The organism is Saprospiraceae bacterium (assembly GCA_016710235.1).
Taxonomy (GTDB): domain Bacteria; phylum Bacteroidota; class Bacteroidia; order Chitinophagales; family Saprospiraceae; genus Vicinibacter.
Genome location: JADJLG010000001.1, coordinates 3,171,770 through 3,189,724 on the forward strand (window position 1 = coordinate 3,171,770; position 17,955 = coordinate 3,189,724).

Below are 17,955 nucleotides of genomic sequence, written 5' to 3' on the forward strand. Positions count from 1 at the left end.
ATAATACAATTCAATTATCCAAAACAGTGAAACATCTCACTTACTTAGTAAGTAGTAAATTATTTGTATTTCTGCTCCTGTTTCTGACAGTTAGCGTTCAAGTTACTATTGGACAAGAAGAATTAGATTCTACACATTTGAGCATTTCTGACTCATTGGCAAAGCTTCCATTTCATATATTAAGTTATTCAACTATGAATGGGGAAGATAGCCTTGAAATCCACACAATGGATTCATTTATAATGAGTCATCAGATCGCCTCTCCTTTTCCAACCCTAAATAATTATGGAAGCCCAACAGCCCAAGCATTATACACTTTTCCAAAGACGATAGCTTATCGTAAAGATAATTCTGCCTTCAGTCCATATCTGCAAAAAATGGAAGATTACACATATTTCTTCACAAACAAACCATATGCAGAAATAAATGTCCAGCAATCAGCAGCATTGGGTAATTCATCATCAGGACTCATCAATAATTTGAAAACAGGGGTTTTATTTTCAATTCCCTTCCAAGATCAAATTTACTGGAATTTACGTTACAATAGAATCAATCACATAGGCAATTACAGTCATCAAAAAAATATCATCAATGCATTTTCTTCGCAGTTCAGTGTGATGCAAAAAAAATATCAGCTGCATTTCACTTTTATGACTAACAATTATTCCACACAATACAATAACGGTATCATATCTGACAGCTTTTTTAATTCGAGCAGGTATGACGTTCGTGAATCCATTCCTGTACATTCAGGAAGTGCAAAAGCATTGTACAGAGACTATACCTATCGCGCATTTTTGAGGAGGCAGGGAGTTAGTTTAATCAATCTAAAGTTTAGTCTTGATTTAAATTCAATTTATCACTCAAATAATAGAGACTTTTTAGATCTAAGTCCAGAAAGCACATCCGGAATTTATCAATTATTCCCTCTTCAAGACTCATTCGCACATTTAACTACAAAATGTTCCAATTGGAGCAACCAACTTAAAATTAATTTTGAATTATTCCGAAATTTCAAACTTCAAGCCGGAATAAATCAAATCTTCCAAAGGTTTGAAATAGATACAGCCAAATTCCAAAAATCAATTATAGCATTGTCAGGAAAGAGTGAGTTTGAGCAAGGTCTTTTCAGATTCATATTGTCGTCATATTTTCAACTCAATCAAACTGATTTTAGACATTACCAGCTTAAGGCAAGCTCATCGTTTCATATCCATAAGGATCATTTAATTTTTGTAGAATTATCATCTACAGGGTATGCTCCCCAAATTCAGCAAATTGTTTTATCCCATAACAGTAATTTGATCTGGAACAATAATTTCAAACCGATTGTGCGACAAAAAGTGGAAATCGGATATAATTACAAGTGGATTGACAATCTTACGGTTGGTGCCACCCGATTGCAAAATGAAGTGATTCCTGATCAATCATCAAGGAGTATTCAAGCCGACAAACCTATATATTTCCTTTCTTGCGATGGAAAAATAAAATTTCAATTTAGACGCTTCGGGTTAATTAATTTTATTGTATGGAGACAATTTAGCACTACGATACAAGAATTAAGCTACAGGTCGACGAAGCATGAATTGTACTATAAGCAAAATTTTTTTCGTAACCAATCCCCTATCGTTCTTTCTTTGAGAGCTGATTTGAGATATGATAAACAGGGAATTTATTTTCACCCATTGACCGATCAATTTTTTTATCGTCAAAACAGTACCACAAATACCAATATCTTAGAAAATTTGATTGCGTCAGCACGTTTGTATGTTGCCGGTTTTGAATTAGAAATAAGAGGTTCCCATTTGGACGCTCTGTGGGTGAAGCAAAGACCATCTTATGTGAGTATCTATCCAATTTTTGACACCTCCCTGGAACTTGGAATCCGATGGAAATTTTATAATTAGTGATATTATTGTTTATCTAAACATACAATACTGTCGTTACTGACTATGATCTTATTCACATTCGAAATCATGGCAGAAATTCAATGATTGGTACTCAAGCATCGTCAAAGTTCTAAATTTGGTCTGAGTCTTGAAGCATGGTCACCTTCATAAAAATCATGTATGATTTTGACAACTTCTTCCGGATCATCAACAATAGGCATAAGATTAAGATCCTGATCAGACACATAATGAAATTGATCACTCATTGTCTCCCGAATCCAATTCTTTAGAGGAGTCCAAAACTCCGTTCCTACAAGAATAATAGGTACTCTACTGATTTTTTCTGTTTGTGTCAATGTCAATACCTCGAACAGCTCATCCAAGGTACCAAAGCCTCCTGGTAGCGCAATAAAAGCCTGACTATACTTCACAAACATGACCTTTCTTACAAAAAAATAACGGTGATGCAAATTCTTATCAGGGTCTATGAAAGTGTTTGAACTTTGCTCAAAGGGTAGTTGAATGTTTAGACCAACACTTACACCATTTTGTAAAAATGCACCTTTGTTTGCTGCTTCCATCACACCAGGTCCTCCACCAGTAATCACACCAAATCCTTCTTCTGTGAGCCGTGCAGCAATTTTCTGTGCTAACAAATAGTGAGGATGATTTTCCTTCACCCTTGCAGAACCAAAAATAGAAATACAAGGACCTATTCTATTGAGAATTTCAAATCCATCCACTAACTCAGCGATGACTTTAAACATCGTCCAGCTATTCTGGGCCTTCAACTCGCCCCATTGTTTCATTGATTTCATAAGCATCAAATCTAAAATTAATATCTAAACATTTCTTACTGATTAAGTAAAGAAAAAAGCCTGTCCGAATACTTTCAAACAGGCTTTTCATTCATTATATCATTCATTCAAACTTCAGCCCGATAAGCAGTAAACTCACGTTTTATGAAATTATTCAACTCCTGCAAGTTATCAAACTGCTCAAATAGTTCTTTATACTTGTTATTACGTTGACTGGCAGGAATAACGTAGTCCATCACTTCTTTTCTTCCTATTTTTTGCTTAGACAGTATAATCAATCTTTCTACTACATTTCTCAGTTCCCGAATATTTCCAGTCCAATTGTATTTTTGTAATTCTTCTATAGCTCCGTCATCCAGTTTTTTACATGAAATACCATATTCATGACAAATATGTTCAACAAAATACTCTGCCAGTACTGGCACATCATCCAATCTTTCATTTAAGCTTGGTACTTCAATGATAATAACTGCAAGTCTGTGATATAAGTCCTCTCTGAATCTACCTCTCATGATTTCTTCACGCAAATCCTTATTCGTAGCAGCAATAACTCGAACGTCTACGGGAATTTCCTTATCTCCACCAACTCTCGTAATTTTATTCTCTTGCAATGCTCTTAATACTTTGGCCTGAGCGGAAAGACTCATATCTCCGATCTCATCCAGAAACAAGGTTCCTCCATGTGCCAATTCAAATTTGCCTAGCCTTTGCTTCACAGCAGAGGTAAAAGAACCCTTTTCATGGCCAAACAATTCACTTTCTATAAGTTCAGAAGGAATCGCTGCACAATTTACTTCAACTATACTGCCCTTCGAACGATTGCTTTTTTCATGAATCCATCTGGCGACGAGTTCTTTTCCTGTACCATTCGGCCCGGTGATCAATACCCTGGCTTCAGTTGGAGCTACCAGATCAATCGTTTCTCTTACTTTCATGATCTGACGGGATTCACCAACGATTTCAGGTGTTCTAAACTTTGAAACTTTTCTTTGAAGTACTTTTTTCTCTGTGATTAGGGATGATTTATCGATAGCATTTCGCAAAGTAATCAGCAGCCTGTTGAGATCCGGCGGTTTAGAGATAAAATCAAAAGCTCCCTTTTTTACTGCCTCTACCGCTGTATCAATGGTCGCATGCCCACTGATCATTACCACAGGAGTGTCTGGAGCCAAAAGTTGGATCTTATCCAACGCTTCCATTCCATCCATTTTCGGCATCTTGATATCCAAGATAATTGCTTCGTATGCGTTCTGCTTGAGTTTTACCAGACAATCCAGCCCATCTGATGCTTCATCAACCTGGTACTTTTCCATCTCTAGAATATCCTTCAAAGCTCTGCGGATACTTTGCTCATCATCTACAATAAGAATTCTCGCCATTTAGTCGCTTAGTTTTCTTAACTCAAAACAATCATTCAATTCGAAGGCAAAAATAAGAATTTGATTAATATGTAGTTATAAATAACAATTATTTTTTATACGTAAATGATTGTTATTTGTATATAATTAAAATCCATATATAAAAACTTGGAAATAATGAGTTTACCAGGGTATTTTTGCTGGCAGAATCTAAGGCCTCGAGTATTATAATCAGCAAATTAAGCTTTCTGCCTTTGAAACGAGGATTCAGCGCAAACCATCCAGCTTAAAACTTCAACTCCAACTTTCAAGCAACGCTCATCTACATCAAAAAGCGGATGATGCACTCCTTGATCTTTACCTATACCCAACCTCAGAAAACATGCCGGCACTTCATGGCAGTAATAAGCAAAATCTTCTGCGGTCAACCGTGGATTGATCCAATGAACCGAATCTTCACCCAGCAAAGAAACGCAAGCATCAAAAGATCTTTGAGTCAACTCGGGATCATTATAAAGCGAAGGGTAGCCTTTCCGAATTTCTAATTCAATTTGTACTGCAAATACTTGCTCGACTTTCAGAGCCACATGTTTCAATTCATTGTGAATAATGAATCTCTTAGTTTCAGACAAAGACCTGAATGTTCCTTCAATAGTAAGGGTCTCAGGAACAATATTTGTCGCACCTCCGTCGGTATTCATTCGCCCGAAACTGAGTAATGTATCAGCAGTGGGTTCATGTAACAATGGAAGTGAACGCATCTCCTGAATAAGATTGGAAGCGGCATAAATCGGATTATTTGTCATTTTAGGTTGAGCAGCGTGTCCTCCCTTTCCCACAATCCTAATATAAATTTCATCGCTCGAAGCCATAAAGCCACCTTTGCACAGTCCTACATGTCCTACCGACATTTTAGGCTCAACATGCAATCCAAAAATGGAACTTACCGGTGGATTCCGTAATGCACCTTGCTGAATCATTTTTAATGCACCTCCAGGCAATTTCTCCTCAGCCGGCTGAAAAAGTATTTTCAATCTTCTATCCGGCTTCAACTGCATTTCATTTAATACTATGGCAGCACCCATTACTATTGCCATATGGACGTCATGCCCACAAGCATGCATAATCCCTGGATAGCATGAGGTATAGGAAGTTTTATTCTGTTCATGGATGGGAAGTGCGTCCATATCAGCGCGTATGGCAATTGAAAATGGTTCTACAGCCTCAGGATTTAAGTTCGCTATCAGACCATAACCAGCCCAACCTGTTGTGAATTCAATATGATGAGCGTACAGCTTTTCTTTAAGTCTCTCACTAGTATTTTTTTCTTCAAATGACAATTCAGGGTATTTATGAAGTGTTTGTCTCAATAATTCGATTTCCTTATCAAAATGTGCTGATAACAATTTGATTTCACTTATTGCCTGCTGTTCATTCATTTCCCAATCGTTTTACATTTCGTATGCAAATGTCTAAATCTAACCAAATGCTATAATTCCTGTAATAATTGTCAATAAGCTGCTTCAGATTTTCTTCAGATAAATATTCGGGAAATGTATTTTTTAAATCAATTATTCCCGGCCTTAATTTTGGCCATAATGACAATTTCATATTTGCCAGAGTGCAAGATACCCATGTTTTTCTACCTAATATCACGCTTCCTACATTTTGAAAGAAATTCTTTTTATTTTCCACAACCAACACCAAAGGCAGGCTAAAAAAGAGTAAAAAAAGGCTAAAAACAAGATCAAACAATCTCTTTTGCCTCTTATATATTTTTTGGTCAAGCCTATAAGAAAACAATAAAGAGCTTAGATCACTTTTGATATTTTTTGAATCACTCCCAATGATATTTTTCATATCCTCACTCACAAATCGAAAATTCATCTGATCTTGATGATCTTCCATGAACTGAATGATACTTTTTAAAATTTCACCGGATGGATAAAAAAAAACTTCATCTATTTTGTTAATCTGATCAGGAAGTGAATCTCGCTTATAATTTAATTTCTCGGATCTAGTTATTTCTGATGAGGCTATATTATTAGCTTGACTCACCGCATTAGCAATTTCATTTAACTTCCCTTCAGGTCCATTAACCAAAATTCTTTTCTTCGTTCTAAAGAATCTGTTTGATGTCGAAAAATAGGAAAACAAACCTCTGCTAAGAAACAAATAAATCGTCATCCATGCAAAACTGAGCAACATGATGGCTCTTGAAAATCTCCAGGCCTCAGGCATCAATGCATAGAAAAAAATGTGCAATACAAATGCAGAAATTACCGCATTAACCAACTGTCCGCTGTGCTTGCTTTTTTCATATGCCCCATTGTAAAACAAACTGATGATCCAGGAAAATGCAAAAATAACTGCGCCTGTCCAAACTGTGTACGATTGATAATAATAAGGATTTTTAAAATAGAAATGAGACCAAGCCAATTTACTAAAATAAAAACCACTTACGAGGAATAAAATATCCATGACCAACCACTTCACTCTATCAACTGCGCGAAACAAAACAGTCGATAATCCCTTTAGCCAAACAGCCAATTTCAACAGCCAACTTCCGAGTACGCTCCCGGTACGATCTGAATATTTTTCCGCAAAAAGCAACATTGCATTATGGAATGTTTTAATATGATTCAGGCTCGACTTTTTTGTGCTTTCTCCTTTAAAATGTATGATCACGGGTTCAGGTAAATAATAATTCTTGAACCCGGCCAGTTGGATGCGATATGATAAATCTATATCTTCACCATACATAAAAAACCTTTCGTCCAATACCTGCTCTTCTTTAAAAATATTCCTTCTGAGCATCATAAAAGCTCCACTCAATACATCCACTTCCTGAAAAACATCATAAGACCTGTTTCCGAGATAATAGGCATTAAATAAATTTGAATTTGGAAATAAATTTCCCAATCCTGACATCTTACAAAATGAAACCCAAGGTGTAGGAAATCCTCTTTTTGATTCAGGTAAGACTTTTCCACTGCCATCAATCATTTTTAGTCCCAAAGCACCTGCTTCACGGTGTACATCTAAAAACTCAATACATTGTGAAAATGCATTTTGGGGAACTATGGTATCAGGATTCATCAATAATATATATTCTCCTTTTGATTGACTTATCCCAATATTGTTGGCTTTGCTAAAACCCAGATTTTCCTTAGATTCGATCAATCGCAAATCAGGAAATTCAGTTCTAATAAAATCCGCAGAACCATCAGTAGAACTATTGTCAATGACAATTATTTCACCTGAAATATTCCTCATCGCCCATATGGCTGATCGGATAGCAAACTCTATGAAATGCTTTACATTATAACTGACAATGATCACTGAGAGTCTCACGCCAGTGCATTATCCTGGATAAGATAAGGTGTCCGGGAAAGAATCGATCTACTTAAGGTCATTTCATCAGCAAATTCCAGCTCCGAACCAAAAGAAATACCTCTTGCAATAAGTGAAACTTTTATACTCTGATCTGATGGCAGGTGTCTTCCAATATAATAGATTGTCGTTTCTCCTTCAATAGATGGCCGAATAGCCATAATCAATTCTGCTGGTTTGGTCGATTGGATTCGATCAATGAGTTGAGATATTTTCAAATCACTTGGGCCAATTCCGTCTAAAGGTGAAATCAATCCTCCTAAGATGTGGTAATATCCATGAAACTGTCCGGTTTCCTCAATAGCAATAATGTCTCTGATACTTTCCACTACGCAGATCACTCCCCTATCCCTATTGGGGTTGCCACAAATGTCGCATAAATCGCTGTCGGCAAAAGCATGACATTGTTTACATGTTTTGAGAGAGGAAGCCATTTTAACGAGCGCAGACGCCATGAGATTTACTTTTTCAGTAGATCTTGTAGCCAGATGAAGGGCCATCCTTACAGCAGACCGTCTGCCTACACCAGGTAATGTCGCCAGCTGCTCAACTACCTCATTCAAAATTTCAGAACCAAATTTCATAGCATAAAAATATGAATAATTTATTTTTGTAATATATTAATATGCATAATTCATGTGCCTTACAATTGTGATACGAGTAAAATCCAGATTAATAAAAAATGCAAAGTATAGCCAAAACACAAAATGTAAAATTAAATTTAGCCAAAAATCTGGTTTTTAACCCAAATCGATCACTTAGTTTCATTTCTACAAGTAGAAAATCCAGAGCTTCAAGCATTTTGCTTTAATTTCGCAAAAAAAAACAGACAATGGCGGATATTATTAAAATGCCTAGATTGAGTGACACCATGCAAGAAGGTGTAATCCGGGTTTGGCACAAGAAAGTAGGAGACAAAATTGCGCCTGGTGACGTCATGGCAGAAGTTGAAACGGATAAGGCAACAATGGACCTCGAAGCTTTCCAAGAAGGGGTTCTACTACATATAGCGGTCCAACAAGGTGTGGTCCCTGTAGATGGTATGATTGCTATTATAGGTCAAGCAGGAGAGGATATCAGCGGTTTGTTATCTGGCCAAGATAGTAAAAATAAAGCTGTTGCTGAAAAAGAGCCGACTAGTGCAAAACAAGAACCCGTTGACAATATTCAAGATCTCCCTAAAGCGGAAGCCCCAGCGGATCAAAGAATCAAAGCTTCACCACTTGCTAAGTCGATAGCCAAAGAAAAAGGGATTGATTTGAATCAAATACATGGATCAGGTGACCATGGAAGAATTGTAAAAAAAGATGTCGAAGAGATAAAACCTTCAGCTTCAGCACCAATTGTCCAAGCTTCTTCAAGTTATAACAAAAGTGGCGATACAGACATCGAACTGAGCCAAATGAGGAAAGCCATCGCCAGAAGGCTGAGTGAAAGTAAAAATGCAGCACCTCACTTTTATCTCACCTCAGAGGTTGATATGGATCAGGCGGTGATCGCAAGAACACAATTGAACGGAATGCAAGAAACCAAAATCTCCTTCAATGACATGATTGTGAAAGCAGTTGCAATGGCTTTGAGAAAAAATCCCCTTGTCAATGTATCTTGGATGGGAGAAAAGATGGTTATACACCATGATATCCACATTGGAGTGGCAGTGGCAGTCGAAGAGGGATTGATAGTACCTGTGATTAGAAATACAGACCAGAAAAGTTTATTGCAGATTCGGGATGAAATCAACGACAAAGCAGAAAGAGCCAAAACAAGAAAGCTTCAACTCGAAGAAATGCAAGGCAACACCTTTACCATTTCAAACTTGGGTATGTATGATGTTGACCAATTCACAGCCATTATAAACCCACCGGATGCATGTATTCTGGCTGTTGGTTCTATTGTAAAAAAGCCAGCAGTCAAAGCCGATCAAATCATTGTATCCAATAGAATGAGGCTTACACTCTCCTGCGATCACAGAGCTGTTGATGGAGCCCTGGGAGCTAAGTTTTTGCAAAGTTTAAAACAGATTTTAGAAAATCCAATCAGTTTAGCTCTTTGAAGCTGATTTTCGAATTTTAAGTTTTAAGTTAAAGCTTCGGGCATTGTAATAATCCGGCACCCTACTTTATAATAGAGTTCATTAATTACATGCACTCTTCATATTTAATTTTCTCAGTAATGAATTACAATAGGTCACTACTTAGATAAAATGTATTTATTTTTCCTCTTCAATTAAATCCTAATCTTAAGGTTGAAATTAAGTTAAAAACCAAATTATGGTCAAACTCACAGCCTTTCGCCAAGTTTGATCCGAATGGATGTTTTTCTAAACAAACAAATTGCAGTTGCGTCAAATTCCTTCAATATTGATTCAAATGAAAACAAAAATATACAAGTTTACTCTCCAAAAAGCAAAGACGATGCCGAGCTGAAGCTTTGATTTTGTTGTCAATCAGATTTTCTCTTTAATCCCTGAAAGCTTAATATGTGTTCAACAAAAAAGTAAAAGGCAGCCCTGTAAGGAACTGCCTTTTTCTTTAATTTTATCTTTTTCCGGATTAATATCCTGATTTCTTATCTGCATCTGTTCCGGAATCAGTTTTCACTGCACCGGCTTTTCTCATACGCTTTTTGTGGCAATCCCCTGCTTCAGGTCCTTCAGGTCTTCCCATATCAACATCTTCTGGTTTGCTGATTCGGAATTCCACTCTCCTGTTCATATAATTATTGTTTCCAAGTGGAGTTTCCTCTCCACCGTACATCAATTTGAATCTTTCTCTTGGCAAATTATACTTTGTAACTAAGTACTCGATTGCTGCTTTCGCTCTGTTGTAAGACAACACATTGTTGTAAGCATTTGAATTTCTAACATCCGTGTGCCCAAATGCAGTCACGCTCAGCTCGGGATGTGATATCATGACCTGCGCAACATTGTGTAATTGGCCCAAATATTGTGACTTTACACAGTATTCATCTAAATTGAAGTGAATCATTGGAAGGAACCAATCACTTAAACCTGAACCTGAATATACTACTCCACCACTATTATTCGTAACCCCACCTGTGTTTCCCGGGTTATTGGTAGTTCCTCCAGTTGTATTATTATTATTGATTATTGTGGTACCGCCTGGTCCTGATGGAGTACCCATGCTACCTACTTTTTTGTCAATCATGCGGCCAATCTCTTCTTCTGTAATCTGAGGTTGAACTGGTAGTTGAGCTATACCCTTTTCATTGACTTGGTATCCCGGTGGTGAATATGGCTCTTCATCTTTATAATCAGCCATCCCATCATTGTCGCTGTCTAAAGTAATACCTCTGGTATCGACAGGTGAACCCGCCGGAGTGTCTTGTTCTTGATCCAACATATCTATAACTCCATCTTGGTCACTATCGGAAAGATCAAATACTGGTCTTTGCTTTAACTCAGAAATATCATTGTAAATCGGATCAAAAGGATTAACCCAATACAAAGGTTCCACTCTCTTCTTGAAAGATCCCAAGTTAAATGCCAATCTAAGATTGGTGTAATGTTGCATATCATTTTGATTTGTCTGGTCCACTTTTGTACGATATTTTTGGCCATCCAGATAATCGTTGTCAGTGACGTGCATTTGATGTTCCAACGAAACGTTAAACCTCTTTGTAATTTTCCTTGAAACACCTACTCCTCCAATAAATACAACATGTATATTGTCTTTATCATTAATGCGGAAAATACCTTTTTTCTGATAAGCTTCAGTCTCATAAGTTCCGTCATAAATACTTCGAAGACCTTTTTTAATATTTAACCTTCCTTGACGAGTATTAAAAGTAGATGTCGGTACTTTATCTACAAGGTCACGATATAAAGCACCATTGGCGTCTCTTAAATCGTGATAAGTTCTATTCATATCAAGTCCAGTACCTAAGAAAAGGTACCAGTTCCATTTATTCTTGTCTTTATGAAACAAAATGTTTCCAATATTCAAAACGCCCTCAATCACACCATAACAATATTGTGTCTTATAATTGAAAAACCAAGGATTAGCAACGTTGTAGCCTGCAAATATTTCAGGTTCGTTCTCCAAATTGTCACCAGAAGGTTGAGGATCCAATCCTTTTGCGAAATCATAGCCTACATCTAAACGGAGAGATAGAGCATAATGCACAGCCTTTCTAATATGCAAACCGAATCCATAACCGGGAAGAGCAGGGTCAACATCACCATCGATGAAGTAATGCCCTCCATGGAGACCAATTTCCCACATATTTTTTGGTTTTGGTGGATATTTCGCTTTACCGGATTTCCACATAGCTACTGGATCTGAATCCGTAGACACAGTTGCATCTACTCCGTCACCGGTGACCACAACAGTAGTATCCTGTCCGATCATCCTTGTCATCGCCAACAAGGAGAGTATGAATAGGAATGTTATTTTACTCTGATTCATATATACAACTCTTTTTCTCAAATCACTTATGATTTGGAATACACAAGCAAAAGTATGCAAAAATACAGCCATTTTTTTTTTCCTTTTAAATAATTAATATTTAAAATACATAATAATCTATTAATTAGATTATTACGCATTTAAATAATTCTGAATTAATCTTTTAGTTATATAAAAAAGATTTTCTGACTGTACTTTTGAAAGACGCAGTGCTTCATGAATAGTCACAGAAACATCCTTAAAAATTGTTGTTTCCTCGACTTCTAATGAAGTACTCATTAAATTTGCAAAAACACGCGCCATACCACAATTGGCTACAAAGTCGGGGATAAGAGAAAGCTTTTGGTCTAGCTCTTTGCAAATTGGACCGTAAATGTACTTGTTTTCATCAAACGGCACATTAGCTCCACAACTCATTACTGTTAATTTTTTGTTAATCCAATTTTGGGCTTCTTCATTGCTGATCAATCGGGAGGCAGCTGCAGGAACAAACACTTCAGCACCTAAATCAAATTTCCTTTTTTGAACTTCATCGGGAGAAATCAAATCAGGTGCATTCAATTTATTTCCGGCTTTGCTTAAAAACAACTCGCGAACTCGATCAAATGTCATACCCCCTTCGTCGATCAATCCACCTTCCCTATCTTGAATACAAACTATTGTAGCTCCACATTGGCTCAAATAATATGCTGCAGCAGATCCGACATTTCCCCAACCTTGAATAACAACTCTTTTGTCTTTCAGGTCAGAATCGTGATAAATATCATAATAATGCCTGATTGATTCAGAAACTCCAAAGCCGGTGATCATATCTGCAACGTTATATTTTCCATTACCATCAGGAGAATAGTCTTTTGTAACTACCGGAAGTTTAGTTCCAATGGACAATTGCTCCAATCTTTTTCTTGTATTTGCTGTATCCAGTTGAAAATGGCCTCTCAATACACCCTCCTGAGGGTGGTAGACGTCCAGATTTTCCAGTATTGGTAATACCTCTGCTGATTCATCGACATTCAGATCACCTCCAGTTCCATAATAAGTTTTCAGTAATGGTCTAATGGCTTTGTACCATCTTTCCAAGACACCTGCTTTTCCCGGATCGGCAGGATTGAAGTTAATACCAGATTTTGCGCCACCTATTCCAGGACCACTAACCTTAAATTTTATCTCCATTACTTTGGCAAGTGCAAGCACCTCCTCCTTATTGAGTCCAAGCCTCATGCGAGTACCTCCTCCTGCCGCACCGCCATTCAAACTATTGATGACCAACCAACCTTCTGCATCAGTTAATGCGTCTTTCCATTCAAAAACGATTTCAGGTCTTTTCTCTAAAAATTGATTCAATATTGCTTCCATTTCAGCGCAAATTTGCAAACTTTTATCAAACTATCAGATGATATATAAAAATCATATATAACTTTGTGTATATCTTATGATTCGTTATTTTACCAAACCCCCAATACTCAAAACAGAAATCACGCATGGGGATTCTGAAGAAGTTTTTACTTTTTTTCCTGCATCTCCTTGGCAATTGGATCAATTTAAGCTAGCAATTATTGGCTGCGATGAAACCTGTGCCAACGACTTTAGAGATCAATTTTATGCTTTATACTGGAAATGGGTCAATAGATTTAACATCATTGATGCAGGGAACTTTGCTGCGATTTCCAATAGAGAAAAAGCACAGGTAGTTCATGATTTTATCGATGCCGGAGTCTTACCCATTTTGATTGGTGCGAGTTATGATTTGCTTGCTGAAATTCAGTCAGTCTACTCAGAAATAGCCTTCCCATTTAGAACCGCTGTCGTAAATCCAGATTTGAGAAAAGTGCTATCGTTGATACCCGAAAATATATTCTGCAGAAACCTATACATCTTAGCTACACAACGACAATTCGGCTTCCATCTGATCCACGAACACGATTATTTTCAAGTGCCCTTAAGTGAGTTCAGAAGTAAGCACAATGGTGTCGAACCATACACCAGGAGTGCTGACCTTTGTTTTATGGACCTGGATTCAATTCGACATTCAGACCATCCGGCAGCTATTCAATGTTTACCTAGTGGTTTGAGCTCTGAAGAGGCATGTATCATGATGAAACTTGCTGGAAACGGTGACCGTTTAAGATCAATCATTATTTCCTCATGGAACAGTGTAGAAGACCGCAAAAAAGTATCTGCCAAATTAATTGCTCAAATGGTTTGGTATTTTGTCGAAGGTTTTTCCCTCGCAAGTTATGACGATATTTATTCAAATCAGAATATGTCTGAATATATCGTTGACATCAAAGGAACTAATTCTCCACTGAGATTTTTCAAATCGGAAACTTCTGGAAAATGGTGGATTAAGGAAATGAAAGAAGATGGCACTGTAAAAAACCGACTCTTTCCTTGTACCTACGACGAATATTTGTCCTGTGCTCAAGAGAATATTCCGGATAGACTTCAACAGATTTTATATTGAAGTCTTTATAATCTTTAAATTTTCAACCATAATATATCGCCAAGAAAAATAGCCAAGCTATACTGCTAAAGTTAAAATGTGTGCTTTAGTAATTTATACTTTTTACACTTCAGTCTCTCAAGATTTCTATAATCCATGTTTTAAAGGCTGTTTTTCCTTTCCACCCAAACAATAGACTAAGTGGACTAGGTGTAATAAAAATATAAGATAATTATATTCAACATCGAAAAGACAGTATTCAACAGGTTATAGAAGATAACAGGACCAACGACTGGGTAAATTCATGAGGATATACAACCATCAAAATTCACAAAGAACAAAACTTTCATTTGTTGTGCAGCTTCAACTAATGAAAAGAGTAAATCAATTACCTATACAGTTATAGCAAATTATACCTGATCATTAGTTTGATGGAACCCATACCAATACATTATTTTAAAAATTTTACAACTTCAGATTGTCCACTCGAATGTAAAATTTGTAGGTAATAAATTCCGCTTATTAAATTTGAAGTTGTAAGACTTATTCCATTCTCAGTTGATAAAACAAAATTTGGATTCAGTCGTTGTCCTGATGAGTTAAATAGAAATAAGGATTTGACATCTTTGCTTTCAACATATAAATGATCATAATCCTGAAATTTAATTTGGCTCTCAAGCTTATTTTCTATATCTTTATTTCCTACATGCGTATCAATAATATCCTCTTTGTTTAATAAACAAACTATACTTCTTCCATTTTTTTCGGAAAATATTTCTTTCTTTTCTCTGGATCGCAAAGAGGCGTTCAATACAAAGTTTCCATCTTCCAATTCATAAATATTAAAAACACTTAAAAACAAATCGTCTCTCATTTTAGAAGTTTTCCTGTGTATGATATTTCCTTTACCGTCAGTTTGCAAGAATTCGATGGAGAAAAATAAATCGGAATTAAAAATATTCCGTACTATTAATAAACCGTCTTGATATCTCAATTTATTAACTTGATAATTGGTTATAACAGGTGAAAAAACGGTATCCAATTTTATTTTTTCTCGAAGCCGACCATCATAATCAAATGAATTAATAATAATAGGCGTAGGGATAAAAGATTCTTCGTTGTTACTCAATATAAAATTATATCTGCTATTGATGGGAATGCTCATATTATAATTTCGCATATTTTCGAGTTGATCTGTTAAATCATAGGTTTTCAACAACTCGATATTGTTATTGTACAACTCCACTTTTATATTGTATAATGAACTTGGATTCCAAGGCTTAATAGAATTCGTTCTTTTTAATGAAACCAATGTATCATATCGGCCATTGAAGCGGACGTACCCAAATGCATCAAAATATTCTAGAGTTCTAGGACTTAAAAAGGTATCTGCCGTTACAAGTTCTAATGAGGAATTATATCCGTGTATTGGTGTCCAAAAATCTTGCTTTTGTCCTCCACAAGCGACATAGGTATATGGAGTGGTCGAATGGTTAGAATAGTTAGGGTATATGTATGTAAATCCCAAATAGAATAAAAGATTACTGCCAATTTTGTATTCGATAAGTTGTCCTGAATTAATATCATACACTCGACGAACTAATTTGCTTCTGATCCAGGATGGAAAAGTCCATGTAGAGTCTTCATTATCTCTAAAACAAATGAGTTCTAATTGACTATTTGAATTTATGTACGACAATACAGGGTATTCTCTTTTAGTAGAATTGGTGCGATCAAATGTTGATGTCCATTCTAGTTTTCCTGTTTTCATATCAATTTTTTCAAGCTTAGCTCCATTTAAAAATTCAGTTCTATTTATTAATACATTATAATAAGAATTTTTAAATAGAATAGGAGGCACCACATTTGGAAAAATATATTGATTATAGCCATCAAATCCCCAGTACTTTGGATGATTTACGAACGCTGAATCGAAAGCTACATGTGACCATATTGGTTTGATGTCCATCATAAAATCATCCTTTGATGTTTGACATAGGCTGTTTTGTAATATCAGTAAGAAAAGTAAAAAAGATAATTTTTTCATTTGTATAAAATTTTTAATTTATTGAAGAACAGATAATTATTTTCGTTCATGTGCGGTTTTTATACTATCAAATCATGGACATCTTGGAAGTAAAAATTTTAAAAACAATAGGACAGAGTTAGCACTGCCCTATTGTTGTAAACGCTTAAGGTTGACAGTTTAAAGAACAGGAACTAATTTCAAAATATCCGGCAGGACAACTGGCTGCAGCAGGGTTGTCACAAGTACCGATATTAAAATAATTAGGTGGACCTTGATAAATGTTACCATTTGCTTCAACACACCATCCGGTTGTTCTTTTACAACAGGCATCACTACAGTACCAATCAATCATATCAAAAGGATTAAGACTTAAACAGGTCTTATAACAAGAGCCCAAATAGAATTTACTACTCAAAATATAATTGTTTTGAGAACATAAAAAGAGTTGCCCAAATAATTGTAAATATTCTTGCATATTAATTTTCTCTAATTGGTCTTTAGCGGCATTAATAAAAGCCCGTCTTTCTGAATTCAATTGCCCGTAATTTCCACTCATAGCCAATTGCTTCCACCAGTTAATTAAATTTTGACAGTCGGGTCCCGGCTTTGGTGTTGCGGAGAAATTATAGAAATTTACAAAATATGTAATCTGTCCTAATCCATTAGTTCCATAACAGGTCTGTATCGTACATTTCACAATAGCTTTACAGGGAGCATAGGCCGGTGTATCCAATTCATAATTCACAATACTTACAGGAGGATTACAAAGGCTTGTAGGTTCAAAACAGTTGGGCTCTTGACCGTTGTTATCTGTTCTGATTTTCAAATCCACATTTTTTTGTTGATACTTATGCTCAAATAATTTCATTTCTTCCAATATTTGATTAGGATCAAGCTTTTTATCAACTTCCTTTGTGCATGAAGTAGAATTAAATAAAAAAACTACAGCAATCATAATAAAGCCAATGGTGCTAATAGATAAAATTATTTTTTTTGAAAGATTTTTTATTTTTCATTATAATTATTTTTAATCAATAAAAAAGTCTTTTCACATGTTTGCTTTATTCTTTAGCAATAAGGAAGCCTGTGCCCTATCCGATCGGTGATTGTGGACTTTTTTTGATTAACTTATTATAAAATTGCAATACAAAACCTAGGAAAATGTATTACAACTCTTTTTCATTTTATTTTTAATCTCTACGTAATTACCACAATTTAGATGATCTCTGCCTTCCGAGTATTCAATATGGGTTATCTCAACTGAGGTAACTGAGACAAAACTATAACATTTTTCTTCTTTGCAAACTATTATGTTATTTTTTTTTTGAAAATAATAAACCTTGTATGTTCAAGTAAAAAGGGCAACGGGTTTATTCACTACAGAGCTAGAGTGAATGCTTAGCCGATACGAAATCTCCAGAGGGTAAAGCTGCTTGGACCAGCTTTGTGATAACTACATGATAAAGTAGTACAAACAGCTAATCCCAACACAAGGGTATTAGATAAAAGTCTGTCTGCCAGAGGAAAGTCAAAAACAAAGCTTGCGGAATGATTAAGTAAGCACAAAAGTACTATATCAAAAGAACTGCTCTGCAGCA

Annotated in this window: 12 protein-coding genes; 3 read left to right on the top strand and 9 right to left on the bottom strand. The window is 35.9% G+C overall.

Annotated elements, in window-relative coordinates; all coding sequences use genetic code 11:
- Nucleotides 1-26: 26 nt before the first annotated feature.
- Entirely contained in the window at nucleotides 27-1,907 is a 1,881-nt protein-coding gene (locus IPI99_12645) for a hypothetical protein (GenBank protein MBK7341363.1), read from the top strand.
- Nucleotides 1,908-2,011: 104 nt separating this feature from the next.
- On the opposite strand, the gene IPI99_12650 is transcribed toward IPI99_12645, so the two are convergent.
- From IPI99_12650 to recR, 5 genes are all read right to left on the bottom strand, one after another.
- Nucleotides 2,012-2,707, bottom strand: a complete 696-nt coding sequence (locus IPI99_12650; protein MBK7341364.1) for a TIGR00730 family Rossman fold protein — start codon at nucleotides 2,705-2,707, stop codon at nucleotides 2,012-2,014.
- A 107-nt stretch (nucleotides 2,708-2,814) separates the two neighbouring features.
- Complete coding sequence (locus IPI99_12655) at nucleotides 2,815-4,086, bottom strand: sigma-54-dependent Fis family transcriptional regulator (GenBank protein MBK7341365.1); 1,272 nt, start codon at nucleotides 4,084-4,086, stop codon at nucleotides 2,815-2,817.
- A gap of 218 nt (nucleotides 4,087-4,304) precedes the next feature.
- Complete coding sequence (locus IPI99_12660) at nucleotides 4,305-5,504, bottom strand: amidohydrolase (protein MBK7341366.1); 1,200 nt, start codon at nucleotides 5,502-5,504, stop codon at nucleotides 4,305-4,307.
- On the bottom strand, nucleotides 5,497-7,419 hold the full coding sequence (locus tag IPI99_12665; GenBank protein ID MBK7341367.1) for a glycosyltransferase: 1,923 nt from the start codon (nucleotides 7,417-7,419) through the stop codon (nucleotides 5,497-5,499). Before IPI99_12665 ends, IPI99_12660 begins: the two co-directional genes overlap by 8 nt.
- Nucleotides 7,416-8,042, bottom strand: a complete 627-nt coding sequence (recR, locus tag IPI99_12670; GenBank protein MBK7341368.1) for a recombination protein RecR — start codon at nucleotides 8,040-8,042, stop codon at nucleotides 7,416-7,418. Before recR ends, IPI99_12665 begins: the two co-directional genes overlap by 4 nt.
- 248 nt (nucleotides 8,043-8,290) lie before the next feature.
- Between recR and IPI99_12675 the strand changes: the two genes are divergently transcribed.
- Nucleotides 8,291-9,511, top strand: coding sequence for a 2-oxo acid dehydrogenase subunit E2 (locus tag IPI99_12675; protein ID MBK7341369.1), 1,221 nt, complete (start codon nucleotides 8,291-8,293; stop codon nucleotides 9,509-9,511).
- Between the two features lie 499 nt (nucleotides 9,512-10,010).
- On the opposite strand, the gene IPI99_12680 is transcribed toward IPI99_12675, so the two are convergent.
- Nucleotides 10,011-11,957: an OmpA family protein gene (locus IPI99_12680; GenBank protein ID MBK7341370.1), complete on the bottom strand. Its 1,947-nt coding sequence runs from the start codon at nucleotides 11,955-11,957 to the stop codon at nucleotides 10,011-10,013.
- A 60-nt stretch (nucleotides 11,958-12,017) separates the two neighbouring features.
- Nucleotides 12,018-13,241: an amino acid dehydrogenase gene (locus IPI99_12685; GenBank protein ID MBK7341371.1), complete on the bottom strand. Its 1,224-nt coding sequence runs from the start codon at nucleotides 13,239-13,241 to the stop codon at nucleotides 12,018-12,020.
- A 76-nt stretch (nucleotides 13,242-13,317) separates the two neighbouring features.
- On the opposite strand from IPI99_12685, the gene IPI99_12690 reads away from it, so the two are divergent.
- Complete coding sequence (locus IPI99_12690) at nucleotides 13,318-14,349, top strand: hypothetical protein (protein ID MBK7341372.1); 1,032 nt, start codon at nucleotides 13,318-13,320, stop codon at nucleotides 14,347-14,349.
- A gap of 430 nt (nucleotides 14,350-14,779) precedes the next feature.
- Here IPI99_12690 and IPI99_12695 read toward each other — a convergent pair whose 3' ends face one another.
- Both IPI99_12695 and IPI99_12700 read right to left on the bottom strand, forming a co-directional pair.
- On the bottom strand, nucleotides 14,780-16,375 hold the full coding sequence (locus tag IPI99_12695) for a hypothetical protein (protein MBK7341373.1): 1,596 nt from the start codon (nucleotides 16,373-16,375) through the stop codon (nucleotides 14,780-14,782).
- A gap of 145 nt (nucleotides 16,376-16,520) precedes the next feature.
- The gene (locus tag IPI99_12700) at nucleotides 16,521-17,225 is read right to left on the bottom strand and encodes a hypothetical protein (protein ID MBK7341374.1); all 705 of its coding nucleotides are present in this window, start codon (nucleotides 17,223-17,225) and stop codon (nucleotides 16,521-16,523) included.
- Nucleotides 17,226-17,955 lie beyond the last annotated feature (730 nt).